The following is a 24,661-nucleotide window of genomic DNA, read 5'->3' on the forward strand; positions in this document are numbered from 1 at the left end:
CTGGTGGCCTCGCTGCGGGCGCAGGGCGACGGCGGCCTGGACCACTCCGCCCTCCTCCGCGGCGTCGAGCGCCTCTCCGGATACGACCTCAAGGGCTGAGACCCACCATGGGGGCACGTCGGATTCCCGCCGCGCAGGCGGCCGTTGAGATCATGCGGGACGAAGGTGCCGGCACCGTCTTCGGATGCCCCGGTGCCGCGCTGCTCCCGCTGTACGCGGCGATGGAGCGGACCGGTGGCCTCGCCCACCTGTCCGCGGGCCATGAAGAGGCCGCCGTGCACATGGCCGACGGCTGGGCCCGGACGACCGGGAAGGCCGGCGTGGCCGCGGTGGCGGCCGGGCCCGGAGCGGTCCGGCTGCTCACCGGGCTGGCCGCCGCCCAGCAGGACGCCGTCCCGCTGGTGTGCGTCACCGGCCGGCCGGCGTCCCCGCCGGCCGCCGCCCCCGCCGTACCGCTGCGGCACGCCGGCCACCGGCCGCCGGACCTGGTCCGGCTGGCCGGCCCGGTCACCAAGCGTGCCGAGCGGATCGAGGATCCCGCGCGGATCCCGGGCGCTTTCCGTGAGGCGTTCCGGATCGCGCGGGAGGGCCGGCCCGGGCCCGTACTGATCGACGTACCGGCCGATCTGGCCGCGGCGGAGATCGTATGCGGTCCTGTGCCGGCCGCCCCACCCGCTCCCGGTGCCGGTCCGGCCCTGGTGGACGGCGTCCGGTCGCCGGCGCCGGGAGCGGTGGTGACGCTGGCCCTCCCGCCGGACCGGGCGGCGCCCGAGGTCCCCGAGGCCCCGGCCCCCTGGGCCCTGGCGGAGCTCGCCGAGGTCTTCGCGGCCCGGCCGGCCGCGGACACCTATGTCGTCAGCGGACTGCCGGAGGCGGCCGCCGCCGGGACCGCGGGCCGGCACCGGGTGCCGCGCCGCGGCGGACCGCCGGGGTGGGAGGTGCCGACCGCGATCGGGGTGCGGACCGCACTGGACGCCCGCGGCGAGCGGGCGGCCGAGGTCGTCGTGGTGGTCGAGGCCCGCGGCTTCCCGCTGACGGCCGGGGAACTGGCCGCCGCGGCCGAGTACGCGGTGCCGTTCGTGATCGTGCTGCTCGGGGCCCCCGAGGAGGCCGATCCGTTCACCTCGCCGGTGAAGCTCGCCGAGGCGTACGGCTGCGCGGGCCGGGACGTGCGCGATCCGGCGGAGTTCCGCTCGGCGGTCGAGTGGGCCCGCAAGGAAGCCGTCTCGACCCGGCGGCCGGTCCTCGTCGAGGTCCGCGCCGCGCGGGCGGCGGACGCCCGCGGGGGTCTGCCGGGAGCTCGGGTGCTCGCCCGCGCGTACGGGACCTGACGGCCCCGCGCGGGGTCCCCGGGACCCGTGCGGAAACAAGCTTCCGGGCGGTGGTCGCGCTGACACCTGTCCTGTCGCGCCCAGGCGCGGCCACCGCCCGGAATACCCACCCAGGTTTGTTTCAACAAACTGTTGACGTTTGGTCGGAGCGCTTTCTACGCTCCGACATGCGGAAGCCAACTTCCGCGCTCTCGTACGGAAGGTCACCATGTCGAAGCCCACGCTGACGGCGCGCACTCTCACTACGGAGGCAGGCGCCCCCGTCGCCGACAACCAGAACTCCGCCACCGCCGGCGTCGGCGGCCCGATCATTCTCCAGGACCAGCACCTGCTGGAGAAGCTCGCGCGCTTCAACCGCGAGCGCATCCCGGAGCGCGTCGTGCACGCCCGCGGCTCCGGTGCGTACGGCTACTTCGAGGTGACCGACGACGTCACCGCCTTCACCCGGGCCGACTTCCTGAACACCGTCGGCAAGCGGACCGAGCTGTTCATCCGCTTCTCGACCGTGGCCGACAGCCTCGGTGGCGCGGACGCCGTGCGGGACCCGCGCGGTTTCGCGGTGAAGTTCTACACCGAGGAGGGCAACTACGACCTCGTCGGCAACAACACCCCGGTCTTCTTCATCAAGGACCCGCTGAAGTTCCCCGACTTCATCCACTCGCAGAAGCGCGACCCGTTCACCGGCAAGCAGGAGCCGGACAACGTCTGGGACTTCTGGGCCCACGCCCCCGAGGCCACCCACCAGGTCACCTGGCTCATGGGCGACCGCGGCATCCCGGCCTCCTACCGCCACATGAACGGCTACGGCTCCCACACCTACCAGTGGACCAACGCCGAGGGCGAGGCGTTCTTCGTCAAGTACCACTTCAAGACGAACCAGGGCGTCCGCTCGCTCTCCACCGAGCAGGCCCAGGAGCTGGTCGGCAAGGACGCCAACAGCCACCAGACCGACCTGCTGCAGTCCATCGAGCGGGGCGTGTACCCCTCCTGGACCCTCTACGTGCAGATCATGCCGGCGGCCGAGGCGGCGAACTACCGCTTCAACCCGTTCGACCTGACCAAGGTGTGGCCGCACGCCGACTACCCGCTGCAGCGGGTCGGCCGGATGGTCCTGGACCGCAACCCCGACAACGTCTTCGCCGAGGTCGAGCAGGCCGCGTTCTCGCCGAACAACTTCGTGCCCGGCATCGGCCCGTCCCCGGACAAGATGCTCCAGGGCCGGCTCTTCGCCTACGCCGACGCGCACCGCTACCGCCTGGGCGTCAACCACACCCAGCTGGCCGTCAACGCCCCCAAGGCGACCCAGGCCAACAACTACGGCCGGGACGGTTTCATGGCGTCCAACGCCTACGACCGGCACGCGAAGAACTACGAGCCGAACTCCTACGGCGGCCCGGTCGAGACCGGCCAGCCGCTGTCCGCGCCGCTGGCCGTCTCCGGCCACGTCGGCACCCACGCGGCCCCGGCGCACACCAAGGACGACGACTTCTTCCAGGCCGGTGAGCTGTACCGCCTGATGTCCGAGGACGAGAAGCAGCGCCTGGTGGAGAACATCGCCGGCGGTCTGTCCCAGGTCAGCCGCGACGACGTGATCGAGAAGAACCTCGCCCACTTCCACGCCGCCGACCCGGACTACGGCAAGCGCGTCGAGGCGCGCGTCCGCGAGCTGCGCGAGGACTGACGGGAGGTCAGCTTCCTTGCGCACCCGTACCGGCCGGCCCGTTGAGGGGTGGTCGGCCGGTACGGGAAGGTAGCGCGGAGCTCCGCGGCACGTCCGGGGAGATTCCAGTGCGGTGGCAGGCCCGCCCGACAAGGTGGACGGGCCGCTTCCCCGCCGCGGAGCCCGCCTGCTGCCCCGTTCCACCCTCGCAACCCCTCCCACCGACTCCGTCCGGCGGTGCGATGTCCCGTCGCGCCCATCTCTCGCACTGTCGGACGGGAACCACCCACAGGGCCCGCGACTCGTACGGTCACGACGTCGCGGGCCCTGTGCCGCCGCCCGGGTCCGGAACCCGCGCCGACCGCCACCGTCGGCGCGAATCCGGCCCCGGGCGGCGGCTTTTGGAGGGACCATGGAGGGCAAGCAGGCCGGACCGAGCGCCTGCCCGACCTGCCTGGAGCCCACCATGGCCGACAGCGTGCCGGTGCGGTGCCCTACGTGCCGCCGCGAGAACGCCTTCACCCCGCCGACCTTCCCGTGCGCCTGCGGCGCCCCGCTGACCCTGCCGGTGCTGCGCGGCGGGGTGCCGGTGGAGATACTGCACCGCACCTGGGAGGCGTCCTGGGTGGAGGTCCGGTGCGCGGTCTGCGGCCGGCAGGACGCCTGGCCGGCGCCGGAGGCCGGCTGCGCCTGCGGCACGGTCGTCCGGGTACCGGTCGCCCCGCTCCCGCCGGCGCCGCCCGCGCCCGAACCGCCCGCGCCCGCCGCCGGCCCGGCCCGCACGGCGCCGCGCACCCGGCCGGCCGCCGGGCCGCCGCCGCAGCGGCCGGTGTTCCACCCGGTGACCATCCGCACCGCCCGGGACTGCGTCACCGCCGCCGCGCAGTATCTGAAGTGGCTGGGCTTCGGCGATGTGGCCCGCACCCAGGAGCGCAGCGCCGCCGGGGTCGATCTGCGCGGTACGGGCGTGGTGGCCCAGGTGGATCCGTCGACCCGGGCCAGCGCCGTCCGCGACATCGAGTGCGTCTGGCTCAACGGCCTGGCGGACTCCGCGGTCGCGGTCTTCTTCTCGCTGGCCGGCTACGCCCGCGACGCCCGGGAGCGGGCCGACGCGCTGCACGTCCCGCTGTTCGTCATGGACCTCACCGGCACCCCGCAGCCGGTCAACGACGCGGCCGACGAGCTGATCGCCTTCGGCGCGGACCGGCCGGGCTGAGCCGCCGGGAAAACCCTTCGCCCCCGGCGGCCCCCGGCGGCCACACTGGCCGCATGCTGCTGCGCGCCCCCGACCCCGCCGGACTGCCCGCCCTGCGCGCCCTGGAGCGCGCCGCCGGGGAGGCGTTCCGCGCGCTCGGCATGGCGGCGGTCGCCGACGACGAACCGCCGCCGCTCGACCTGCTCGCGGGCTATCTGCGCGCGGGCCGGCTGCTCGCCGCCTACGACACCGGGCGCCCCGGCGAGGCCCCGGCCGGCTATCTGCTGTGGGACCCGGTCGACGGCTGCGCCCACATCGAGCAGGTCTCCGTCCACCCGGACCGGGCCCGGCGGGGCGTCGGGCGGGCGCTGATCGACCGGGCCGGACGGGACAGCGGCCTGCCCGCGCTGACCCTGACCACCTTCGCCGACGTCCCCTGGAACGCCCCCTACTACGCCCGGCTCGGCTTCCGGCGGCTGGCCGCCGCGGAGCTGACACCGGGCCTGCGGGCGATCCGCGCGCACGAGGCGGAGCTGGGCCTGGACCGCTGGCCGCGGCTCTGCATGCGGCGGGAGGCGGCGACGGGCGGGGCCGCCTGACCCATGCCTGACGCTCCGTCAGTTGTCAGACCGTCCGGCCATAATGGCCCGGTGATCGATGCGAACGCGCTGCGCGCCCTCTGCCTGGAGTTCAACGGGGCCACCGAGGAGAACCCCTTCCCCCGGGCCCCGGAGATCTCGACGTTCAAGGTCGGCGGCAAGATCTTCGCGCTGGCGCCGCTGGACGCGGACCCGCTGACCGTCAGCCTCAAATGCGACCCGGAGACCGCGCTCCGGCTGCGGGCCGAGCACCCCGAGGTGGTGCCCGGCTACCACCTCAACAAGCGGCACTGGAACACCGTTTCGCTGGCCGGCGCGCTGCCCGACCGGCTGGTGCGGGAGCTGGTCGAGGACTCCTACGACCTCGTCGTCGCCTCGCTGCCGCGCAGCCAGCGGCTCCGCCTGGACTGGCCGGGCGAGCGGGCCTGACCGCCGCCGGCCGGGCACCGGACGACTCCGGGCGGCGGCGGCCAGGCGCCGGATCAGGCCGCGGGCGGGAGGACGGCGCGGATGCCGCCCCGCGCGGTGGCCGGGGCGAGCGTGTCGTAGCCGCCGTTGACCGCGCCGTTGCCGGCGTACTCGGCGGTGTAGCCGCCGCTGAGCACCTCGACGCCGGAGCGCGGCCGGCCGGCGTCGCAGGAGGCCCGGCCGGCGGTGTCGGTCCGGGCCACGCACAGCACCTTGCCGGCGGTGTCCTTGAAGGTGACGGTGGCGTTCCAGACCGCGTCCTGCGGGCCGGCGGCGCGGGCCCGCATCAGGGTGGCGTGCAGCCCGATGACCTTCAGCGGCTTGGTGGACAGGGTGGCCTTGCCGGCGGTCAGCCGGGTCGCCATCTCGGGCACCTCGGCGGCCGGTTCGCACAGGCCGCGGCTCCAGTCGAAGAGCCCGCCGGGCGCGCAGGTCGCGTGGCCCTCCTGGGCCGCCACCCGGTGGGTGACCGGGTCGCAGCGGTAGAAGCGGGCGGCGCTGTCGGCGTCGACCACGGTCGGCGCGACGGTGGCCGCGTCCTCGCCGCTCGCGCAGCCGGCGGTGAGCACCTCGCGGGTCGGACCGTCCGGGGTGCCGGGCTGGACGACGTCGGCGTAGGCGGGGGCGGCGAAGCTCCCCAGGGCGGCGGCCACGGCGGCGGCAGTGGTCGCCCAACGTGCGATACGGGTCATGAATGTCCCCTCTTGACGGGAATCCCGCGGAATACCCGCCTGGTGAACGGCCTTGGTTTTCGGCCTGGTTGACGGCCTTTCAGCCCGCTCCCGGAATCCGGGAACGGGCCAGGTGGGGACCCTATCGGCCGGTCCGCGCGGGCCCGGCGGCGGCCCCCGAGTCGGCCTGCCGCGCCGGACCGCGCAGTTTCGCGGCGAGCCGTTCGCGGAGTTCGACCTTGCGCACCTTGCCGCTGACGGTCATCGGGAAGGCGTCGGTGATCTCCAGATAGCGGGGCACCTTGTAGTGCGCGAGCCGGGAGCGGCAGTAGCGGGCCAGCTCGTCGCGGGTGAGGGTGGCCTCGGGGTCGCGCAGGATGACGCAGGCGGCGATCTCCTCGCCGTACTTCTCGTCCGGGACGCCCACCACCTGCACATCGGCGATCTTGGGGTGGGAGTAGAGGAACTCCTCGATCTCGCGCGGGTAGACGTTCTCCCCGCCCCGGATGATCATGTCCTTGATGCGGCCGACGATCCGGACGTAGCCGTCGCCGTTCATCACCGCGAGGTCGCCGGTGTGCATCCAGCGGGCCCGGTCGATGACCTCGGCGGTGCGCTCGGGGTCCTCCCAGTAGCCGAGCATCACGCTGTAGCCGCGGGTGCACAGCTCGCCCGGGGTGCCGCGCGGGACGGTCACGCCGGTCTGCGGATCGACGACCTTGACCTCGATGTGCGGCAGCACCCGGCCGACGGTGGCGGTGCGGTGCTCCAGGTCGTCGTCCCGGCGGGTCTGGGTGGAGACCGGCGAGGTCTCGGTCATGCCGTAGCAGATGGCCACCTCCGTCATGTGCATCTGCGACATCACCCGCTTCATCACCTCCTCCGGGCACGGCGAGCCGGCCATGATGCCGGTGCGCAGTGTGGACAGGTCGTAGGCGGCGAAGTCCGGGAGGTCCAGCTCGGCGATGAACATCGTCGGCACGCCGTAGAGCGCGGTGCAGCGCTCGTCCTGGACGGCGCGGAGGGTGGCGGCCGGGTCGAAGGCGGGGGCCGGGATGACGATGCAGCCGCCGTGCGAGGTGATGCCGAGATTGCCCATCACCATGCCGAAGCAGTGGTAGAAGGGCACCGGCAGGCACACCCGGTCGTGCTCGGTGTAGCCGAGGGTCTCGGCGACCCAGTAGCCGTTGTTGAGGATGTTGTGGTGGGAGAGGGTGGCGCCCTTGGGGAAGCCGGTGGTGCCGGAGGTGTACTGGATGTTGACCGGGTCGTCGGCGGTCAGCGTCCGCTCGCACTCGGCGAGCCGGGTCTGCGGTACGGCCGCGCCGGCCGCCAGCAGCCCGCCCCACGTCGGGTCGCCGAGGTAGACCACATCGCGCAGGGCCGGGCAGTCGGCCCGCACCTGCTCGATCATCCGGCGGTAGTCGCTGGAGCGGTGGGCGACCGCGGAGACCAGCACCGCCACCCCGGCCTGCTTCAGGACGTAGGCCAGCTCGTGGACGCGGTAGGCCGGATTGACGTTGACCAGGATCGCGCCGATCTTCGCGGTGGCGTACTGGACGAGCACCCACTCGGCGCAGTTGGGCGCCCAGATGCCGACCCGGTCGCCCTTGCCGACGCCCTTGGCGAGCAGGCCGAGGGCCACCTCGTCCACCGCGCGGCCCAGTTCGGCGTAGGTCCAGCGGCGGCCGGCGGCCACGTCGACCAGCGCCTCGCGGTCGCCGCAGCGGGCGATGGTGCGGGCCAGGTCGGCGCCGATGGTGCGGCCGAGCAGCGGCCGGTCGGCCACCCCGCTCGCGTACGACAGCTCGGTGTGCGGCTTACCGGTCAACGCCTGCGTCTCCTCCCGCGAACGATCCGCCCTGCCCGGGGAGTACGGCCCCCGGCGTCTCCACCCATGCGTGCATCAGCTGCTCCCTACCAGCCCGATTCAGCCGCTTCGGCCCTTGCGTACTGCATCCGCACAGCTGCCCACGGAGCGGACGTGCCACTCCGCGGGCAACCGGTACGGGTCCGCTCCAGCATGGCGGCGGGCGGGCCCGGACCACCCCCGGCTCGCCTGTGCTTTCCCCTGGCGAAGGAAGTTTCGCCGCGTCGGCGGGGGCGGGGCGGGTCAGTTGACGCCGCGGTCCAGACCCGCCCAGTACGGTTCGCGGAGCCGGAACTTCTGGATCTTGCCGGTGGCGGTGCGCGGGATGGAGTCGCGGAACTCCACGGAGGTGGGGGCCTTGTAGCCGGCCAGCCGCGCCTTGCAGTGGGCGATGAGCTCGGCCTCGCCGGCGGTGGCGCCCTCGGCGAGCACGACCAGGGCCTTGATGGTCTCGCCCCACTTCTCGTCCGGGACGCCGATCACCGCGACCTCGGCGACGGCCGGGTGGCTGAAGAGGGCGTCCTCCACCTCGATGGAGGAGACGTTCTCCCCGCCGGTGATGATCACGTCCTTCTTGCGGTCGGAGATGGTCAGCGTCCCGTCGGCCGGGTCCAGGGTGCCGCCGTCGCCGGTGTGGAACCAGCCGTCCGCCAGCGCGGCGGCGGTCTCCTCGGGCTTGTCCCAGTAGCCCTCCAGCACGGTGTTGGAACGGGCCAGGACCTCGCCGGCGTCGGAGATCCGCAGGGTGACGCCGAGGGCCGGGACGCCGGCGCGGGAGAGTTTGCGGGCCCGTTCGGCGGCGGGCAGGGCGGCGTCGGCGGGCCGGGCGCGGTTGAAGGTGAGCAGCGGGGAGGTCTCGGTCAGGCCGTAGAGCTGGGTGAACTCCCAGCCCAGCTCCTCCTCGACGCGCTGGATGGTGCGGGTCGGCGGCGGGGCGCCGGCGCAGATCACGCGGACCCGGTCGCGGCCCGGGATCTCGCCGGACCAGTCGGCGGCCGCGTCCAGGACCATGTTCCACACCGCCGGGGCGCCGCACATCAGGGTGACGCCGTGCTCCTCGACGCGGCGCAGGATCTCGGTGCCGTCGACCTTGCGCAGCGCCACCTGCTTCACGCCCAGGCCCGCCATCACGTACGGCATGCCCCAGCCGTTGCAGTGGAACATCGGCAGGGTGTGGAGGTAGACGTCGCCCTCCCAGACGCGGGTGTGCAGGCCGAAGGTCAGGCCGTTGACCCAGATGTTGCGGTGGGTGAGCTGGACGCCCTTGGGGCGGGCGGTGGTGCCGGAGGTGTAGTTGATGGTGGCGGTGGCGTCCTCGTCCGGCCGGGACCAGGGGCGCGGTTCGGTGTCGAAGCGCATCAGCTCCTTGTCGGTCCGCTCGCCGAGGACGAAGCGGTGGCGGGCGGTGACGCCGGAGAGCGCGCCGTCCAGCTCGGGGTCGACGAGCAGGACCGAGGCGCCGCTCTGCCGGACGATGTAGTCCACCTCGTCGGGCTTGAGGCGGAAGTTGACCGGGACGCAGATCCGGCCGCTCATCGGCACCGCGAACAGCAGCTCCAGCAGGCGGGCGGAGTTGTGCGCGGCCACCGCGACCCGCTCGCCCTCCCCGACGCCGAGCGCGTCCAGACCGGCCTGCCAGGCGCGGACGCGCTCGGCGAAGCGGCCGTAGGTGGCGTCGGGCACCGGCGGGGCGGGCTGGTGCGGCTCGTCGACCACCCCGGGGCTGTCCCGGAAGCCCAGTTCGGCCCGGTTGAGGAAGTCCGCGATGGTCATCGGTGTCCGCATGCTCTCTCTCCTGTGCTCGGATGGATCCGCCGCCGCACGACCGCGCCGGGATCGCGATCGCACCGCCGGACCGGCGCGCTGCCCCGCGATCGCGGTGCCCGGTGAGCACGCTGCCCGGTGATCGCGGTGACTGCCCACCGAGCGGGCCGGTCAAACGGCCGGCCGCCCTCGGACCGGCGAGGAGCCGTTCCCGTACGTCCGGGATCAGCGGCAGACCGCCGGGGCGCCGCTCGCGCCCGCCGCCGCGCAGGCCCGCAGCAGCGCGTCCACGCCCGGCGGCGGATCGGCCCGGCGCACCAGCAGGCACGTCGTCAGCTCCATCCCGGGTCCGCGGAACGGCAGATACACCACACCGGGCGCGGGCAGCCGGCGGGCGTAGGCGTCGTAGACGACGGTCCACCGCCCGTCGGTGGCGGTCCCCGCGCCGACCGCGGCGAGGGTCGCGTCCAGCGTCGGCTGCCGGGGCCCGGGCAGGGGTGCGAAACCGGCGGCGCGGCAGGCGGCCAGGACCAGGTCGACCAGCGGCGGGTTGTCGTCGCGGTCGGGCAGCAGCAGCGGGACGCCGGCCAGTTCGCCGAGGCTGACCGCGCCGGGCGCGGCGGCGAGCGGATGCCGGGCCGGGACGGCGGCGACCAGCGGGTCCTGCCAGAGCGGGACCTGGCGCAGGCCGTTCCGCCCGGGGCCCGGGTCGTGGCAGCGGGCGAACGCGGCGTCCAGCGCGCCGGCCGCGACCAGGCCGGGCCGCTCCCGGGCCGGTGCGGTGACCGGATCGACGGCGAGCCGGGGCGCGAGCCGGGCGAGCGCGGCCAGCACGCGGTCCAGATGCCCGGCCAGGCCGGGGCTGGTGCCCAGCCGCAGCGTGCGGTCCGGGCCGGGCGCCGGACCGGCCGCGGGGCGGTGCGCGACGACCGCGCGGGCCCGCTCCTCGGCGGCCAGCAGCGCCCGGGCCGCCGGTAGGAACGCCTCCCCGGCGGCGGTCAGCCGCGCCCCGGGCACCGAGCGGTCGAACAGCTCGGTGCGCAGCTCCCGCTCCAGCCGCCGGATCTGCCCGCCGACCGCCGACCGTACGAGGCCCAGCCGCTGGGCGGCCCGCCCCAGCTCCCCGTCCTCCGCGACCACCACGAAAGCGCGCACCTGACGCAGCTCCACATCCGTCACTCCCCCCGGCCCCCTCGGACCTCCGGCCCGTACCGCACCGGCTCCAACGACGGCCGCCCCCTGGTCAATTCCCTTGCCCGCCGGGACGCGAGGCGGACATCATCACCCCATGATCGATGCCCGCGCGCTCCGCGAGAAGCCGGTCCTGGAAGGCGGCCGGATCCGGCTGGTGCCGCTCGCCGCACGGCACGCCGGGGCCTTCCACGCGACGTTCCAGGACCCGGAGACCAGGCGCCTGACCGGCACCCACCACGACTGGACGCGGCCCGAGATCGACGCCTGGATCGCCGAATGCGCCGAGCGCCCCGATCGGCTGGATCTGGCCGTCGAGGACCGCGCGACCGGCGGCTACCTCGGCGATCTGGCGCTCAGCCGGATCGACCCGGACAACGCGCACGGCGCTTTCCGGATCGCCCTCTCCCCCGCCGCCCGCGGGCGCGGTCTGGGCTCCGAGGCGGTCCGGCTGCTGCTCGGGTACGCCTTCGAGCGGGTCGGGCTGCACCGCGTCCAGCTGGAGGTCTTCGCGTTCAACGAGCGGGCCCGGCGGGCGTACGAGCGGTGCGGTTTCGCGGTGGAGGGCCGGCAGCGGGAGGCGCTGCGGTGGGACGGGGCGTGGCATGACGTACTGCTGATGGCGGCGCTGCGGCCGGGGGGCAACGACGGCCGTTCCAGCGGCAGTTGATGGGTCGTCAGGCCGGGAAAGGGAAACGGCACGGGCGCGGCCCCCACATGGCTCCGCGCCCGTGCCCCGGCGGACCGGACTCCGCCGTCCCGCGGGGCCGGCGGCGTCAGGTACGCCGGTCCCGCAGGTCTTCCGCGCGGACGGCGGCCGGTCCGACGGCGGCCGCCCCGCGCACACTTGACGTAGCGTCAGGCAACCTCTCCGATCCGGCCCACCGTCCGCGGGGCGTCGTGGTGGATGGGGGTGTGCGCGCCGGTCAGCGGGGCGCCGGTGCCGCCGCGGCGGTTGGCGACGATCTCGGCGGCGATGGACAGCGCGGTCTCCTCGGGCGTCCGGGCGCCGAGGTCCAGTCCTATGGGCGAGCGCAGGCGGTTCAGCTCGATCTCGGTGAGGCCGGCGTCGCGCAGCCGCTGCTGGCGGTCGAGGTGGGTGCGGCGGGAGCCCATCGCGCCGATGTAGGCGACCGGGAGCCGCAGTGCCCGCTCCAGCAGCGGGATGTCGAATTTGGCGTCGTGGGTCAGGACGCAGAGCACCGCGCGGGAGTCCAGCTCCTGGGAGTCGAGGTAGCGGTGCGGCCAGTCGACGACGATCTCGTCGGCGTCCGGGAAGCGGGTGCGGGTGGCGAAGACGGGGCGGGCGTCGCAGACCGTGACGCGGTAGCCGAGGAACTTGCCGACCCGGACCAGCGCGGAGGCGAAGTCGATCGCCCCGAAGACGATCATGCGGGGCGCCGGGACCGAGGACTCCACCAGGAGGACGACCGGGCTGCCGCACTGGGAGCCGTCCGCGCCGATCTCGACCGTGGTGGTGCGCCCGGCGTCCAGCAGGGCCCGGGTGTGCTCGACCGCGGTGCGGTCCAGCGCGGGGTGGCCGCCCAGGCTGCCGGTGTGGCTGCCGTCGGGGCGGACGAGGAGGGCGCGGCCGAGGAGTTCGTCCGGCCCTTCGATGATCCGCGCGACCGCCGCCGCCTCCCCCGAGGCGGCGGCGGCCAGCGCGGCGGCGAGCGTCGCGGTGCTGCTGTCCACCGGATTCCCCGCGGTACCGCTGCCGGCCGCGGTCCCGGGGGCGCTCGCCCGTACCGGGGTGATCACGATGTCGATGATTCCGCCGCAGGTCAGACCCACGGCGAAGGCGTCCTCATCGCTGTAGCCGAACCGTTCCAGGACCGGACGGCCGGTTTCCATGGCCTCCTGGCACAGTTCGTAGACCGCGCCCTCCACGCAGCCTCCGGAGACCGACCCGATCGCCGTGCCGTCGCTGTCGACGGCGAGCGCGGCGCCGGGCTGGCGCGGGGCGCTGCCGTTGGTGGCGACGACCGTGGCCACCGCGAACGTGCGTCCCTGCTCCATCCACCGGTTGAGCTCGTCGGCGATGTCCAGCATGTCGGTCTCCTTACGGACGGGAACGGGCGTGGGCGTTACCTGACGCCCAGCCACTGCTCGATCGGATGGAGCGAGAAGTAGACGAGGAATATTCCGGTCAGCACCCACATGAAGGCACCGATCTCACGCCACTTGCCCTGGGCCGCCTTGATGGCGGTGTAGGCGATGACGCCGGCGCCGACACCGGTGGTGATCTGGTAGGTGAACGGCATCAAGGCCACGGTGAGGAACACCGGGATCGAGGTCGCCCGGTCGCTCCAGTCGACGTGCCCCGCGACACTCATCATCATCGACCCGATGACGACCAGCGCGGCGGCGGCGACCTGGCCGGGCACGAGCTGGGTGACCGGCGTGAAGAAGAGGCAGGCCGCGAAGAGCAGGCCGGTGACGACGGACGACAGGCCGGTGCGGGCGCCCTCGCCGACGCCGCTGGCCGACTCGATGAAGACGGTCTGGCCGGAACCGCCGGTCAGGCCGCCGATGGCGCCGCCGGCGCCGTCCACGAACAGCGCCTTGGACAGGCCCGGCATGCGGCCCTTGTCGTCGGCGAGCTTGGCCTCGGTGCCGACACCGATGATGGTGGCCATGGCGTCGAAGAAGCCGGCCAGCACCAGGGTGAAGACGATCATGGTGACGCTGAGTGCGCCGATGGATCCCCAGCCGCCGAATTCGACGTGTCCGAAGAGTCCGAAGTCCGGCATGGAGACGGCGCTGCCGTCCATGGTCGGGGCCGAGCCGCCCCAGTCCTTGGCGGTCAGCCCGCCGAACTTGGTGGCGCCGATGGAGAGCGCGGAGCCGACCACGATGCCGATGAGGATGGCGCCGGGGATCTTGCGGGCCTGCAGCATGAAGATCAGCAGCAGGGTGATGCAGAAGAAGAGCACCGGCCAGCCGGCCAGCTTGCCGTCGATGCCCAGGGTGACCGGGCTGCCCGGCTTGCCGACGCCCACGAAGCCGGCCTTCACCAGGCCGAGCAGGGCGACGAACATGCCGATGCCCATGGTGATCGCGTGCTTCAGGGCCAGCGGGATGGCGTTCATGACCATCTCGCGCAGACCGGTGACGACCAGGAGGCAGATCACGACGCCGTACATCACGCACATGCCCATGGCCTGCGGCCAGGTCATGTGCGGGACCACCTGGGTGGTCAGCGCGGCGGAGACGTTCAGGCCGGCCGCCAGGGCCAGCGGTACCTTGCCGACGAAGCCCATCAGCAGGGTGCAGATCGCCGCACCCAGGGCGGTGGCGGTGACCAGGGCGGTGTGTTCGAGGGTGTTCTTCTGCACGTCCTGCACCGACCCCAGGATCACGGGGTTGAGGAGCAGGATGTAACACATCGCCATGAAGGTGGTGATGCCGCCGCGGGTTTCCCGCGCGATGGTGGACCCTCTGTCGGATATGTGGAAGTACCGGTCGAGCCAGGATCGGCCGGCGGGCTGGCGTGAGCCGTCACCCGCGTCTTCCGCCGTGGTCCTCGGCTCGGTGGACTGCTGGGTCATGGTGCCTTAACTCCCAAGGTTCATAGGGGCACTCGCCGGCGGCGAGATTTGGGATGGATCTTCGGCTGCACGACCCGGGGGACGGCCCGAGACGAACGTGATACTGCCTGCGCGGAGTGTTGTAGCAGGTCAGTCCGGGGGTGTTGCGGGGAGGGCTCCGGGCGGCGCGCGCAGGAGGACGGACAGGGACACCCCTGGTACCGCGCCGCCCGGAGGCTTGGGGGCCTGGGGAGGGTGGCCCCCAGGCGGCTCCGTTACGTACCCGTCAGGTGCTCGGGCCGTACCGGAGTCTTGTTGAGCTCCAGCCCGGTCGCGTTCCGGATCGCCGCGAGGACGGCCGGGGTGGACGACAGGGTGGGAGCCTCACCGATACCGCGCAGGCCGTAGGGGGCGTGCTCATCGGCGAGTTCGAGCACGTCGACCGGGATGGTCGGGGTGTCGAGGATGGTGGGGATGAGGTAGTCCGTGAAGGAGGGGTTGCGCACCTTCGCGGTCTTGGGGTCGACGATGATCTCCTCCATCACCGCCACGCCCAGGCCCTGCGTGGTGCCGCCCTGGATCTGGCCGACGACGGAGAGCGGGTTGAGCGCCTTGCCGACGTCCTGGGCGCAGGCCAGTTCGATGACCTTGACCAGGCCCAGCTCGGTGTCCACCTCGACCACCGCGCGGTGCGCGGCGAAGGAGTACTGGACGTGGCCGTCGCCCTGGCCGGTCTTGAGGTCGAAGGCGACGGTGGGCCGGTGGCGCCACTCCGCCTCGACCTCGACGACCTCGCCCTCCAGCACGTCGGCCAGGTTCGCCAGGACCTCGCCGCCGTCGGTGACGACCTTGCCGCCCTCCAGGAGGAGTTCGGCGGTGGCCCACGCCGGGTGGAAGGTGCCCATCTTGCGGCGGCCGATCTCCAGGACCTTCTCGCGCACCAGCTCGCAGGCGTTCTTCACGGCGCCGCCGGTGACGTAGGTCTGGCGGGAGGCGGACGTGGAGCCGGCCGAGCCGACCTGGGTGTCGGCCGGGTGGATGGTGACCTGCGTGACGCCCAGCTCGGTGCGGGCGATCTGCGCGTGGACGGTGACGCCGCCCTGGCCGACCTCCGCCATCGCGGTGTGCACGGTGGCGACCGGCTCGCCGCCGATGACCTCCATGCGCACCTTGGCGGTGGAGTAGTCGTCGAAGCCCTCGGAGAAGCCGACGTTCTTGATGCCGACGGCGTAGCCGACACCGCGGACGACGCCCTCGCCGTGCGTGGTGTTGGACAGGCCGCCGGGCAGCTGGCGGACGTCGGCGCCCTCGCTGGACTCCCACTGGCGCTCGGGCGGCAGCGGCATCGCCTTGATGCGGCGCAGCAGTTCGGCGACCGGGGCCGGCGAGTCGACCCGCTGGCCGGTCGGCATGAGCGTGCCCTGCTCCATGGCGTTGAGCTGCCGGAACTCGACCCGGTCCATCCCGAGCTTATCGGCCAGCTTGTCCATCTGCGCCTCGTACGCGAAGCACGCCTGGACCGCGCCGAAGCCGCGCATGGCGCCGCAGGGCGGGTTGTTGGTGTAGAGGGCCAGCGCCTCGATCTCCACGTCGTCGACCACGTACGGGCCCACGGACAGCGAGGAGGCGTTGCCGACGACGGCCGGGGAGGCGGAGGCGTAGGCGCCGCCGTCCAGCACGATCCGGCACTTGAGGTGGGTGAGCTTGCCGTCCTTGGTGGCGCCGTGCTCGTAGTAGAGCTTCGCCGGGTGGCGGTGGACGTGGCCGAAGAAGGACTCGAACCGGTTGTAGACGATCTTGACCGGCTTGCCGGTGTGCAGCGCCAGCAGGCAGGCGTGGATCTGCATCGAGATGTCCTCGCGGCCGCCGAAGGCGCCGCCGACGCCGGAGAGCGTCATCCGGACCTTCTCCTCGGGCAGGCCGAGCACCGGGGCGATCTGGCGCAGGTCCGAGTGCAGCCACTGGGTGGCGACGTAGAGGTCCACGCCGCCGTCCTCGGCCGGCACCGCGAGACCGGACTCCGGGCCGAGGAACGCCTGGTCCTGCATGCCGAAGGTGTACTCGCCCTCGACGATGACATCGGCGCGCTTGCGGGCCTCCGCGACATTGCCGCGGATGATCGGCTGGCGGTGCACGATGTTCGGGTGCGGGACGTGGCCGATGTGGTGGTCGTCGCGGTTCTCGTGGATCAGCGGCGCGTCCGCGGCGAGCGCGCTCGCCTCGTCGGTGACCAGCGGCAGCTGCCTGTAGTCGATCTTGATCTTGGCGGCGGCGCGGCGCGCGGTCTCCGGGTGGTCGGCGGCCACGATGGCCACCGGCTCGCCGTGGTGCCGGACCTTGCCGTGCGCCAGGACCGGGGTGTCCTCGATCTCCAGACCGTAGTTCTTCACGTCGGTCGGCAGGTCCTCGTAGGTGAGGACGGCGTAGACGCCGGGCTGGGCCAGGGCCTCGGAGGTGTCGATGGAGACGATCTCGGCGTGCGCCTCGGTGGAGCGGAGCGTGAAGCCCCACAGCATGTCCTCGTGCCACAGGTCCGAGGAGTAGGCGAATTCGCCGGTGACCTTCAGGGTGCCGTCGGGGCGCAGCGTGGATTCGCCGATTCCGCCCTTGGTCTTGCTGCCCTGGGTCAGGTTGGTGGGTGTACGGGTGACGCCGGCCATGTCAGACCCCCGTTCCTGCGGTCTCGGTCTCGCCGCGGGCGGCCGCGAGCCGTACCGCGTCGAGGATCTTCTCGTAACCCGTGCAGCGGCAGAGGTTGCCCGACAGGGCCTCCCGGATGTCCGCGTCGCTCGGGGAGGTGTTGCGCTCCAGCAGTTCGTCGGCGGCGACCAGCAGCCCCGGGGTGCAGAAACCGCACTGCACGGCGCCGGCGTCGATGAACGCCTGCTGGATCGGGGAGAGGTCGGAGCCCTCGCCGGTCCGCGAGTCGGCGGGCTTGGCCTCCCACTGCTGGGCCTTGTTCAGCTCGGTGCCGCAGGCGCCGGACGCGCAGCCCTCGGAGCGCTGCTTGGCGAAGTCGGCCAGGCCCTCGACGGTCACCACCTCGCGGCCCTCGACCTGACCGGCCGCGACCAGGCAGGAGCAGACCGGCACACCGTCCAGACGGACCGTGCACGATCCGCATTCGCCCTGCTCACAGGCGTTCTTCGAGCCCGGCAGGCCGAGCCGCTCGCGGAGCACGTACAGCAGGCTCTCGCCTTCCCAGACGTCGTCGGCCTCCTGCTTGCGGCCGTTGACGGTGAAATTCACGCGCACTGTGCGCCTCCCTTGGTGCCATGGGCGTTGCCGCGGTAGGACTCCCAGGTCCAGCCGAGGGTGCGGCGCGCCATGATGCCCACGGCGTGCCGGCGGTACTTGGCGCTGCCGCGCACATCGTCGATCGGGTTGCAGGCGCCGGACGCCAGCTGCGCGAACTGCTTGGCGACGGACGGCGGGATCGGCTTGCCGGACTCCCAGAAGCCGCCGTCCTCCAGCGCCGCGGCCAGAAACGTCTCCGCCTCCTTGGCCCGAACGGGTGTGGGCGCGGCCGATCCGATGCCGGTGCGGACCGTGCGGGTCTCGGGGTGCAGCGCGATACCGAAGGCGCACACCGCGATCACCATCGCGTTGCGGGTGCCGACCTTGGAGAACTGCTGCGGCCCGTCGGCCTTGGGCAGGTGCACGGCGCGGATCAGCTCGTCGGCGGCGAGCGCGTTGCGCTTGACGCCGACGTAGAACTCGTCGATCGGGATCATGCGGACACCGCGCTCGGCGGACTCCACCTCGACCTCGCAGCCGGAGGCCAGCAGCGCCGGGTGGGCGTCACCGGCGGGGGAGGCGGTGCCGAGGTTGCCCCCGACGCCGCCGCGGTTGCGGATCTGCGGGGAGGCGACGGTGTGCGAGGCCAGGGCCAGGCCCGGCAGCTCGGCCCGGAGGTTCTCCATGATCTTGGTGTACGAAACGGAGGCACCCAGACGGACGGTCTTCTCCCCGGCCTCCCACTCGTACAGGTCGCCGATCCGGTTCAGGTCGAGCAGGTACTCCGGGCGGCGGTGGTCGAAGTTGATCTCGACCATCACGTCCGTACCGCCCGCGATGGGCACAGCGGTAGGGTGCTCTGCCTTGGCGGCGAGCGCCTCCTCCCAGCTGGCGGGGCGAAGGAAGTCCATGGTTGGCCTCTTCTACGAAATGGGGTCGTTCGCTGCTCCCGGCGGGACCTTCGGCCCTCGTCACCGGGGAGTCGTTCATGTCTTGTTAACGCGGTTGGGCTTAGTGAACGCGCACTGCACCCACCCGGTGCAGTCACCGAAACCATGAAGCGGTTGGCTGGCCACGCTGCCCGTCTTGTAGATTCGAACGAAAGACGAGGGATCACAACCTCGCGGCATTCCACCGGCAACACGAGACAGCACAGAACGGCGGGCGAGGTCATGCGGCTCCGCGCACTCCTGGACACACACACTCTGGGCCTGAAGCTCCTCGGGGGCGAGGAGGAGCTGGACCGCACCGTCCGTGGCGTGATGACCACCGACCTGCGGGACCCCAGCCGCTACCTCTCCGGCGGCGAGCTGGTCCTGACCGGCCTGGCCTGGCGCCGGGACCCGGACGACTCCGAGCGGTTCGTCCGCATCCTGGCCGGCGCCGGGGTCGCCGGGCTGGGCGCCGGCGAGGCGGAGCTGGGCGCCATCCCGGACGACCTGGTGCAGGCGTGCGTCCGGCACCGGCTGCCGCTCTTCGCGGTCGACGAGACGGTCTCGTTCGCCTCGATCACCGAGTACGTGGTGCGGCAGGTCTCCAGCGAGCGGGCCGGCGACCTGGCCGCGGTGGTGGACCGGCACCGCCGCCTGATGACGTCCGGACCGGCCGGCGGCGGCCCCGAGGTCGTCCTGGACCTGCTCGGCTCCGACCTGGACCTGCGGGCCTGGGTGCTCTCCCCCACCGGCCGGCAGATCGCCGGCTCGTCGCTGGCCGGCGCCGGCCCGGAACTGCCCGCCGAGCTGGCCGCCCGGCTGGCCGGCGAGCACCTGGCCGCCGCCCGCGCGGGCCGCCGCGGCCCGCACCGGATCTCGCTGGCCGGCGCCACGTACTCGCTCTTCCCGATCCGCCACGAGGGCCGCGACCTGCGGCAGACGCTGCTCAGCGACTGGCTGCTGGCGGTCGAGGCGGACGCCGGGGACTGGCCCGAGGAGCGGCTGGACCTGCTGCACGGCGTCACCCAGCTGATCGCGGTCGAACGGGACCGCCGGGACGCCGCCCGCACGGTCCGCCGGCGGCTGGCCCAGGAGGTCCTGGAGCTGGTGCAGACCGGCGCGCCGCCGGCCGAGATCGCCGCCCGCCTGCGGGTGGCCGCGCCGGTCCTGCTGCCCGGGCTGGGCGCCGCCCCGCACTGGCAGATCGTGGTGGCGCGGGTCGAGTGGGAGGGCGGCGACGTGCCCGGCGGCCCGGTGGCGCAGAGCCTGCTGGAGGAGGTGCTGGTCGACCCCGGCACGTTCGGCCCGGAGCCGTCGGACCGGATCGCGGTGGCGCACACCGGCGACGAGGCGGTGGCGCTGGTGCCGCTGCCCGCCGTCCCGGAGGACGGCGCCGGCGCGGCGGACGGCCTGCACGCCGGCCAGCTGCTGCGGGCCATCCGCGAGCCGCTGGGCCGCGGACTGGCCGACGACGGCCGGCTGACGGTCGGCGTCAGCGCCTCGGTGCACTCCGCCGAGGGGCTGCGCGGCGCCCTGGAGGAGGCCCGGCACGCCCGCCGGGTCGCCGCCGCCCGCCCCGGCCGGGTCTGCGCCGCCGGCCACGAGGAGCTGGCCTCGCACGTGCTGCTGCTGCCGTTCGTCCCGGACGACGTGCGGCGCGCCTTCACCGCCCGCCTGCTGGACCCGCTGCGCGACTACGACCGCCGGCACCGCGCCGAGCTGATCCCGACGCTGGAGGCGTTCCTGGACTGCGACGGCTCCTGGACGCGCTGCGCCACCCGCCTCCACCTGCACGTCAACACCCTGCGCTACCGCGTCGGGCGGATCGAGCAGCTGACCGGCCGGGACCTCTCGCGGCTGGAGGACAAGCTGGACTTCTTCCTGGCGCTGCGGATGTCGTGACGCCGGGCTGATGTGGCGTCAGCTGACGCCGGGTCTGGCCCGTTCGGGGTACCACGATCGGGCGGCAGCGGACCGGGGGTGCGGGGCGGTACGGGCCGGCGGGCCGGTGCCGCCCCGCCGCCGTACGGCCGCGCCGCCTCGGCCGAAACGCCGCATACCGGCCACCGCGGCCGCCCCGAGCGATTGTGAATTCTTTCACCCGCCCCCTTGGCCCGGCGGCGGGATTCGTGCTGAGATGCGCGCACAGCATCCTGCATTCCCGTCTCAATGGCGCGCTCGGGGAGGGCACTGTGGCGGATACCGCCATGCCAGGATCCGCGGATCCCGCGGATGCCATCAACGCCGCGGACGCGGTTCCGGTCCCGCCACCGCGGCCGGCCGCCGCACCGCCGCCGGTGACCGGCCCCGAGGCCGCCGACCCCCTCGACCGCGCGGTGTGGCGACTGCGCTCCCGGGGCTGCTGGCTCGACGCCGCCGCCCTGCTGGAGCCGTACGCCGCCCGGCGGGCGTCCGCGGCGCTGCGCCGGGCCGCGCTCCTGGTGGAGCGCTGCATGTTCACCGCGAGCGGCTGGGCCGAGGCCGAGGACGCGCTGCGCGCCGCCGAGGCGCTGGCCGGCGACGACGACGAGCGCGGCGCCGCCGCCTGCGAACGGGGCCAGCTCGCCTACACCTCCACCGTGCTCGGCGTCCGCGACCGGGCCGACGAGGCGCGCTCGGCGCTGGGCCGGGCCGCCGCGCTGCTCGCCCCGGACGCGGCCGGCCGCCCGCTGCTGGACTTCCGGCGCGGGCTGCTGGCCGAGCACCTCGCCGACAGCCCGGACGCCGCCCGGGCCGCGTACCGCCGCGCGCACGCCGGCGCCACCGCCCGCGGCGACGCGTTACTGCTCTCCTTCACCTGGCGCCATCTGGCCGGACTCGCCCTGCGTGACGGGGAGTTGGCCGAGGCCCGGCACGGTTTCACCGAGTCCCTGCGGATCCGCGAGGAGCTGGGATTCCTGGTCGGCACCGCCCCGGCGCTGGCGGCGCTGGCCGACGCCGCGCCCGAGGACGAGGCGGTGCGGCTGCGCACCGAGGCCGCCCGGCTGTTCCGGCTCATGGGCGGCGTCCCCACCTGGCTCGCGGCCCAGCTCCCGCCGCCGCCACCGGAGCCGGAGCGGTCGTAGCCGGGTCCGCGACGAGCCTCCGGGCACCCGCCGCGGCCGGACGATGCCGTTCCGCCGCGCGTCAACCCCCCGGCCTCGGCCATGCCACGCCCCGCGCCGTTTGGCCGGTTCTTTGCGGTGCGGGCGGCGGATCGGCCGGGCCGCGGTGGCTGCCGCCGCCCCCGGGCCGCCGACCGGTCGGTAGCGCCACGCCCCACCGGCCCCGAGAATGGCCACAAGTCGCACTGCGGCCCGCCAGGTGCGGCCTGGATGCTGGTCCGCGTCCAGCTCCCTTTGGCACGCCTTCCGAGGAGGCCCACCGTGGCAGGAGTGGCCCATACCGGCACCGACTGGGGCAAGGCACATTTCGAGTCGATCTACAACTGCCCTGATCCGCGCCGGTACTTCAGCACGCTGCACCCCCTCGACTACCAGATCCCGCACCACGGCCAGGCGGTGTTCCGCGCGCTGGCCGACGCCCTGCGGCGGCGGCGCGGCGACCGGCCGCCGCTGCGCGTCGTGGACCTCTGCTGCTCCTACGGGGTCAACGCCGCGCTGCTCAACCACCGGGTGACCCTCGACGACCTCTACCGCCGCTACGCCCAGGGCGGCGCGGGCACCGCGGCCGGCGAGCGGCTGGCCCGTGCGGACCGCGCCTACTTCGCCGGCCGCCGCCTCCCCGGGGCGGCCCGGGTGACCGGCATCGACGCCGCCGAGCACGCGGTGGGCTATGCCGAGGCGGCCGGCCTGCTCGACCGCGGCTTCGCGGAGAACCTCGAGCTGGCCGCGCCCGGCCCCGCGCTGTGCCGGGAGCTGGCCGGCACCGAGCTGATCACCGTCACCGGCGGCGTCGGCTACATCACCGCCCGCACCTTCGGACACCTCGTGGACTGCGTCGCGGCGCCGCCCTGGGTCGCCGCGTTCGTACTGCGCACCGTGTCGTACCGGCCGATCTCCGAGGTGCTGGCGCGCGCCGGGCTGGTGACCGAGCGGGTGACCACCCGGACGTTCCGGCAGCGGCGGTTCGCGGACGACGCCGAGCGGCGGGCCGCGCTGGACGCGCTGGCGGCCCGGGGGCTGACCGTCGGCGGCAAGGAGGCCGACGGCTTCTACCACGCCGAGCTGTACGTCTCCCGCCCGGCCGCCGACGTCGCGGCCCTCCCGCTGGCGGAACTGCTGCCGGCGCTCTGAAGGGGCGAAACCTCCGTACCGGCGTCCTCAGTGCGGGTGCCGGGCCGCCGACAGGTGCTCGCGGGCGATCCGTTCCGCCACCGCGTCCTCGCGGGCGATCAGGGCGTCGAGGAGCGCGGTGTGCTCGGAGGCGTCGGCCAGCAGCTCGGCGGTACGCGGCCGGGCGCCGGCGCCCGCCGACCACTGCGCGCGGCGCAGCAGCTCACCGGCGACCTGGGTGAGCCGGCGGTTCCCGGTGAGCGCCATCAGCGCCTGGTGGAAGGCGTGGTCGGCGTCGGCGTAGCCCGCCAGGTCGCCGCGGGCCGCCGCGGCCACCCCCTCCTCGGCCAGCGGGCGCAGCTCCTCCCAGCGCTCCGGCGGCACCGCCCGGGCCAGCCGCACGACCGCGGGCACCTCCAGCAGGGTGCGGACCTCGGCCAGCTCCGCGAGGTCCCGGGGGCTGCCCTCGCACACCCGGAAGCCGCGGTTGGGCACCACCTCGACCGCGCCCTCCCCGGCGAGCTGCTGCATCGCCTCGCGCACCGGGGTCGCCGAGACGCCGTACCGCTCGGCCAGGACGGGCGCCGAGTACACCTCGCCGGGCAGCAGCTCCCCGGCGGTCAGCGCCCGGCGCAGCGCGTCCAGGACCTGGCCGCGGACCGAGTGGCGGCGCGGCCGCCGGGGCGCGGCCGGTCCACCGCCGGCGGGCGGCTCGGCGCGGCCGGCGCCGGCGGCCTGGGCGGGCAGCCACAGCCGGGGGTGCGGCAGCGGTTCCGCGGTGCCCTGCTCCATGTGGGTTCCTCCTGCTGACGGCTGTGCGGGGGCCGGCCGCCGCGCCCCACCGGCCGGGCGGACGGAACGGGACCCGGGCGGCGGGCCCCAGCACCATAAGCGCCCGGGGCACCGGTTCACATCTCGGCGGGCGCGGGTAGGGATCTCCGATAAGGTAAGCCTTACCTGTCAACGCTCGCGATTCGGTGGTCCCCCGCATGCCTTCTGCCGTTGCCGCCGGGCCCGTCGCCCGCCCCGCCGCGCACCCCGCGGCCGCTGCCTACGACCGGCTGACCGAGGTCTTCCCCGGTCTGCGGGTCACGCTCGTGGACGCGGCGCCGCCCGGCGGCGACTGGCTGCCCGCGGCCGGCCTGGCCGCCGGCGGCGCGGTGCTGGACGGCTTCCTCGCCGACGAGGCGGCCCGCATCGAGCGGGAGTACGGGCAGCCGGCCCGCCCGGACGTGGCCGCGAGCTTCGCGCTGCACCGCTACGCCTGGCCGGCCTGCCTGCTGATCACCGTCCCGTGGTTCCTGCACCGCCGGGTGCCGCATCTCTCCACCGGGGACGTCCACCTCCACCGGGGACTGGGCCGGATGGCGGTCCGCCTGACCTCGTTCGGGTGCCTTCCGGACGATCCGGCGGCGGCGCTGCCGGGCGCCCGGGTGGTGCCGGACGAGGCGGCGCTGCGCTCGGAGGTCCGGGCGGCGGTGGCCCGGCACCTCGGGCCCGTCCTGGAGGGCTTCCGCCCCCGGGTGCGGCGCGGACCGCGGGCGCTGTGGGGGATGGTGTCCGACGAGATCGCCGAGGGGCTGTGGTATCTCGGGCACCTGCTGGGCGAGGAGCGGCGCGCGGTCGCCGAGCTGGCCCGGCTGCTGCCGGGGGCCACCGCGCCGTTCCCGGCCGGCGCCGGCTTCCGCGAGCTGACCGCGCCGGACGGCACCGCGCTGCCCACCCGGGACCGCGCCAGCTGCTGCATGTACTACACCCTGCGGCCCGAGGACACCTGTGTGACCTGCCCGCGCACCTGCGACGCGGAGCGCATCAGCCGCCTCACGGCGACCTCCTGACCCGGCGGCCTCGCGTCGCACACAACTGCCAACATCCGCAAGGCAGTTCGAGCAACGGGCCGCCCCCCTGCCCCTCCCGGCACCCCTTGGCGTTCTCTTCGCCTGAAACCCCCAACCGGCCTTGACCGGTTCCGCCAGGATGGCGCGCGCAATCGCGCAGC

20 protein-coding genes and 1 pseudogene are annotated in these 24,661 nt (G+C 74.1%); 11 read left to right on the forward strand and 10 right to left on the reverse strand.

Features of this window, described 5'->3' with window-relative positions:
- From ADL22_RS34765 to ADL22_RS14610, 6 genes and pseudogenes are all read left to right on the forward strand, one after another.
- Window positions 1-99: pseudogene (locus ADL22_RS34765) on the forward strand (2-hydroxy-3-oxopropionate reductase); the annotation flags it as partial.
- 8 nt (window positions 100-107) lie between these two features.
- Entirely contained in the window at window positions 108-1,331 is a 1,224-nt protein-coding gene (locus ADL22_RS14590; protein WP_079064123.1) for a thiamine pyrophosphate-binding protein, read from the forward strand.
- A 223-nt stretch (window positions 1,332-1,554) separates the two neighbouring features.
- Window positions 1,555-3,012, forward strand: coding sequence for a catalase (locus ADL22_RS14595; RefSeq protein WP_066978487.1), 1,458 nt, complete (start codon window positions 1,555-1,557; stop codon window positions 3,010-3,012).
- A 445-nt stretch (window positions 3,013-3,457) separates the two neighbouring features.
- Window positions 3,458-4,207: a hypothetical protein gene (locus ADL22_RS14600; RefSeq protein WP_066978490.1), complete on the forward strand. Its 750-nt coding sequence runs from the start codon at window positions 3,458-3,460 to the stop codon at window positions 4,205-4,207.
- A 53-nt stretch (window positions 4,208-4,260) separates the two neighbouring features.
- Entirely contained in the window at window positions 4,261-4,785 is a 525-nt protein-coding gene (locus ADL22_RS14605) for a GNAT family N-acetyltransferase (RefSeq protein ID WP_066978366.1), read from the forward strand.
- A 51-nt stretch (window positions 4,786-4,836) separates the two neighbouring features.
- A complete protein-coding gene (locus ADL22_RS14610) occupies window positions 4,837-5,214 on the forward strand; it encodes an MmcQ/YjbR family DNA-binding protein (RefSeq protein WP_066978369.1) in 378 nt (125 codons plus the stop codon).
- 53 nt (window positions 5,215-5,267) lie between these two features.
- On the opposite strand, the gene ADL22_RS14615 is transcribed toward ADL22_RS14610, so the two are convergent.
- The 4 genes from ADL22_RS14615 to ADL22_RS14630 all read right to left on the reverse strand — a co-directional run bounded on the left by ADL22_RS14615 (window position 5,268) and on the right by ADL22_RS14630 (window position 10,728).
- Window positions 5,268-5,945 (reverse strand): hypothetical protein, encoded by a 678-nt coding sequence (locus ADL22_RS14615; RefSeq protein ID WP_066978372.1) that lies wholly within the window; start codon window positions 5,943-5,945, stop codon window positions 5,268-5,270.
- A 121-nt stretch (window positions 5,946-6,066) separates the two neighbouring features.
- Window positions 6,067-7,755 carry an AMP-binding protein gene (locus ADL22_RS14620; RefSeq protein ID WP_066978374.1) on the reverse strand — a complete coding sequence of 563 codons (1,689 nt, stop codon included), beginning with the start codon at window positions 7,753-7,755 and terminating at the stop codon, window positions 6,067-6,069.
- A 282-nt stretch (window positions 7,756-8,037) separates the two neighbouring features.
- Window positions 8,038-9,579 (reverse strand): AMP-binding protein, encoded by a 1,542-nt coding sequence (locus ADL22_RS14625; RefSeq protein WP_066978377.1) that lies wholly within the window; start codon window positions 9,577-9,579, stop codon window positions 8,038-8,040.
- A 204-nt stretch (window positions 9,580-9,783) separates the two neighbouring features.
- On the reverse strand, window positions 9,784-10,728 hold the full coding sequence (locus ADL22_RS14630; protein ID WP_066978380.1) for a LysR substrate-binding domain-containing protein: 945 nt from the start codon (window positions 10,726-10,728) through the stop codon (window positions 9,784-9,786).
- Between the two features lie 118 nt (window positions 10,729-10,846).
- On the opposite strand from ADL22_RS14630, the gene ADL22_RS14635 reads away from it, so the two are divergent.
- Window positions 10,847-11,419, forward strand: a complete 573-nt coding sequence (locus ADL22_RS14635) for a GNAT family N-acetyltransferase (RefSeq protein ID WP_066978384.1) — start codon at window positions 10,847-10,849, stop codon at window positions 11,417-11,419.
- A gap of 188 nt (window positions 11,420-11,607) precedes the next feature.
- On the opposite strand, the gene ADL22_RS14640 is transcribed toward ADL22_RS14635, so the two are convergent.
- The 5 genes from ADL22_RS14640 to ADL22_RS14660 form a co-directional block, all read right to left on the reverse strand.
- Window positions 11,608-12,801 (reverse strand): XdhC family protein, encoded by a 1,194-nt coding sequence (locus ADL22_RS14640; RefSeq protein ID WP_066978387.1) that lies wholly within the window; start codon window positions 12,799-12,801, stop codon window positions 11,608-11,610.
- A gap of 35 nt (window positions 12,802-12,836) precedes the next feature.
- On the reverse strand, window positions 12,837-14,300 hold the full coding sequence (locus ADL22_RS14645; RefSeq protein ID WP_066978390.1) for an NCS2 family permease: 1,464 nt from the start codon (window positions 14,298-14,300) through the stop codon (window positions 12,837-12,839).
- A 254-nt stretch (window positions 14,301-14,554) separates the two neighbouring features.
- The gene (locus tag ADL22_RS14650) at window positions 14,555-16,939 is read right to left on the reverse strand and encodes a xanthine dehydrogenase family protein molybdopterin-binding subunit (protein ID WP_066978393.1); all 2,385 of its coding nucleotides are present in this window, start codon (window positions 16,937-16,939) and stop codon (window positions 14,555-14,557) included.
- A gap of 1 nt (window position 16,940) precedes the next feature.
- Entirely contained in the window at window positions 16,941-17,534 is a 594-nt protein-coding gene (locus ADL22_RS14655; RefSeq protein ID WP_066978396.1) for a (2Fe-2S)-binding protein, read from the reverse strand.
- Entirely contained in the window at window positions 17,525-18,427 is a 903-nt protein-coding gene (locus tag ADL22_RS14660; protein ID WP_066978399.1) for an FAD binding domain-containing protein, read from the reverse strand. The genes ADL22_RS14655 and ADL22_RS14660 overlap by 10 nt, the downstream gene beginning before the upstream one ends.
- Window positions 18,428-18,688: 261 nt before the next feature.
- On the opposite strand from ADL22_RS14660, the gene ADL22_RS14665 reads away from it, so the two are divergent.
- From ADL22_RS14665 to ADL22_RS14675, 3 genes are all read left to right on the forward strand, one after another.
- Window positions 18,689-20,350 (forward strand): PucR family transcriptional regulator, encoded by a 1,662-nt coding sequence (locus ADL22_RS14665; RefSeq protein ID WP_066978402.1) that lies wholly within the window; start codon window positions 18,689-18,691, stop codon window positions 20,348-20,350.
- A gap of 305 nt (window positions 20,351-20,655) precedes the next feature.
- Window positions 20,656-21,513, forward strand: a complete 858-nt coding sequence (locus ADL22_RS14670) for a hypothetical protein (RefSeq protein ID WP_234430702.1) — start codon at window positions 20,656-20,658, stop codon at window positions 21,511-21,513.
- A 300-nt stretch (window positions 21,514-21,813) separates the two neighbouring features.
- Entirely contained in the window at window positions 21,814-22,683 is an 870-nt protein-coding gene (locus ADL22_RS14675; RefSeq protein ID WP_420711564.1) for a hypothetical protein, read from the forward strand.
- A gap of 27 nt (window positions 22,684-22,710) precedes the next feature.
- Here ADL22_RS14675 and ADL22_RS14680 read toward each other — a convergent pair whose 3' ends face one another.
- A complete protein-coding gene (locus ADL22_RS14680; RefSeq protein ID WP_066978408.1) occupies window positions 22,711-23,454 on the reverse strand; it encodes a GntR family transcriptional regulator in 744 nt (247 codons plus the stop codon).
- Window positions 23,455-23,651: 197 nt separating this feature from the next.
- On the opposite strand from ADL22_RS14680, the gene ADL22_RS14685 reads away from it, so the two are divergent.
- The gene (locus ADL22_RS14685) at window positions 23,652-24,500 is read left to right on the forward strand and encodes a (2Fe-2S)-binding protein (RefSeq protein ID WP_066978496.1); all 849 of its coding nucleotides are present in this window, start codon (window positions 23,652-23,654) and stop codon (window positions 24,498-24,500) included.
- Window positions 24,501-24,661: the final 161 nt, after the last annotated feature.

Source organism: Streptomyces sp. NRRL F-4489, from assembly GCF_001509485.1.
Taxonomy (GTDB): domain Bacteria; phylum Actinomycetota; class Actinomycetes; order Streptomycetales; family Streptomycetaceae; genus Streptomyces.

Excerpts from the sequence above, each read along its gene's own strand:
- ADL22_RS14590 (WP_079064123.1), top strand. The coding sequence starts at position 108 with ATGGGGGCACGTCGGATTCCCGCCGCGCAGGCGGCCGTTGAGATCATG.
- ADL22_RS14605 (WP_066978366.1), top strand. The coding sequence starts at position 4,261 with ATGCTGCTGCGCGCCCCCGACCCCGCCGGACTGCCCGCCCTGCGCGCC.
- ADL22_RS14635 (WP_066978384.1), top strand. The coding sequence starts at position 10,847 with ATGATCGATGCCCGCGCGCTCCGCGAGAAGCCGGTCCTGGAAGGCGGC.
- ADL22_RS14615 (WP_066978372.1), bottom strand. The coding sequence starts at position 5,945 with ATGACCCGTATCGCACGTTGGGCGACCACTGCCGCCGCCGTGGCCGCC.
- ADL22_RS14660 (WP_066978399.1), bottom strand. The coding sequence starts at position 18,427 with ATGGACTTCCTTCGCCCCGCCAGCTGGGAGGAGGCGCTCGCCGCCAAG.
- ADL22_RS14625 (WP_066978377.1), bottom strand. The coding sequence starts at position 9,579 with ATGCGGACACCGATGACCATCGCGGACTTCCTCAACCGGGCCGAACTG.
- ADL22_RS14685 (WP_066978496.1), top strand. The coding sequence starts at position 23,652 with ATGCCTTCTGCCGTTGCCGCCGGGCCCGTCGCCCGCCCCGCCGCGCAC.
- ADL22_RS14600 (WP_066978490.1), top strand. The coding sequence starts at position 3,458 with ATGGCCGACAGCGTGCCGGTGCGGTGCCCTACGTGCCGCCGCGAGAAC.
- ADL22_RS14665 (WP_066978402.1), top strand. The coding sequence starts at position 18,689 with ATGCGGCTCCGCGCACTCCTGGACACACACACTCTGGGCCTGAAGCTC.
- ADL22_RS14670 (WP_234430702.1), top strand. The coding sequence starts at position 20,656 with ATGCCAGGATCCGCGGATCCCGCGGATGCCATCAACGCCGCGGACGCG.
- ADL22_RS14640 (WP_066978387.1), bottom strand. The coding sequence starts at position 12,801 with ATGCTGGACATCGCCGACGAGCTCAACCGGTGGATGGAGCAGGGACGC.
- ADL22_RS14650 (WP_066978393.1), bottom strand. The coding sequence starts at position 16,939 with ATGGCCGGCGTCACCCGTACACCCACCAACCTGACCCAGGGCAGCAAG.
- ADL22_RS14645 (WP_066978390.1), bottom strand. The coding sequence starts at position 14,300 with ATGACCCAGCAGTCCACCGAGCCGAGGACCACGGCGGAAGACGCGGGT.
- ADL22_RS14680 (WP_066978408.1), bottom strand. The coding sequence starts at position 23,454 with ATGGAGCAGGGCACCGCGGAACCGCTGCCGCACCCCCGGCTGTGGCTG.